This window comes from Bradyrhizobium sp. 87 (assembly GCF_023073015.1).
Taxonomy (GTDB): domain Bacteria; phylum Pseudomonadota; class Alphaproteobacteria; order Rhizobiales; family Xanthobacteraceae; genus Bradyrhizobium; species Bradyrhizobium canariense_D.
This window is the reverse complement of sequence record NZ_JADPIQ010000127.1, coordinates 1-1,207: the sequence shown is the minus strand read 5'-3', so window position 1 is coordinate 1,207 and position 1,207 is coordinate 1. Positions and strand designations below refer to the sequence as shown.

Genomic DNA, 1,207 nt, shown 5'->3' with positions numbered 1-1,207 from the left:
GACGGCACCAACGGTACGGTCAAGACGCTCGATCAGCTCAACACCGCGCTTCAGGCCAACAACCTGTCGGCCACGATCGACGCCAACGGCCTGCTCACGGTCTCGACCACCAACGACTATGCGTCTTCTACGCTCGGCTCGAGTGTAGCGGGTGGTGCGATCGGCGGTACGCTGACGACGGCTCTGACCTTCTCGACGGCTTCCAGCCCCGTCCAGGACAGCGTTGCGCAGACGTCCCGTGCCAATCTGGTCAATCAGTACAACAACATCCTGAACCAGATCGACACGACCTCGCAGGACTCCTCGTTCAACGGCGTGAACCTGTTGAACGGCGATCAGCTCAAGCTGGTGTTCGACGAGACCGGCAAGTCGAGCCTGAACATCACCGGCGTGACCTACAACTCCAAGGGTCTGGGCCTCGCCGCGTTGACCAGCGGTGTCGACTTCATCGACAACGCTGCCACCAACAAGGTGCTGACCAACCTGAATGCCGCGTCGAGCACGCTGCGGTCGGAGGCCTCGGCGCTCGGTTCGAACCTCTCGGTGGTGCAGGTGCGTCAGGACTTCAACAAGAGCCTGATCAACGTGCTGCAGACCGGTTCGTCCAACCTGACCCTGGCCGACACCAACACCGAAGCGGCCAACAGCCAGGCGCTGTCGACCCGCCAGTCGATCGCGGTCTCCGCGCTTTCGCTGGCCAACCAGTCGCAGCAGAGCGTGCTGCAGCTGCTCCGCTAAATCGCGGACGACATCGCAAGATAGATAGAGCGGCGGGGCTTCGGCCCCGCCGTTTTCTTTTTTGCGCCAGTGTTTGAAGACGTAGGGTGGGACGAAGATGGTGCATTCAGGTGCAGCCGTTTGCCCACTCTGAGTTATGGTTGACAAGTAGCAAACGTCTCGCGATTGCGCGAAAAAGCATCATTCCATCATGGTGATACGACTGAGGTCGATTTCCCTTCGGCCGCGTATATGGTGAATCCGCGCAAGGACTGGCGCGACGCACTTCATGCTTTGTTAGCCACCTACGTTCACCGTCCCGGCATCGATTAATCCTAATCGAAGTTTGTTGCGTTGCGTACCAGAAGGGTAACAGCTTATGTCCGGTATTGTTCTCTCCTCTTCGGTTCGTCAGAACCTCCTCTCCCTCCAGTCCACCGCCGACCTCCTCGCCACCACGCAGAGCCGTCTGTCGACGGGCAAGAGCGTC

General features: G+C 59.7%; 1 protein-coding gene. It reads left to right on the top strand.

The window, feature by feature from the left end; genetic code table 11:
* Positions 1-738, top strand: a 738-nt coding sequence (locus tag IVB50_RS31305; RefSeq protein WP_253075474.1) for a flagellin, incomplete at its 5' end; no start/stop codon positions are given.
* Positions 739-1,207 lie beyond the last annotated feature (469 nt).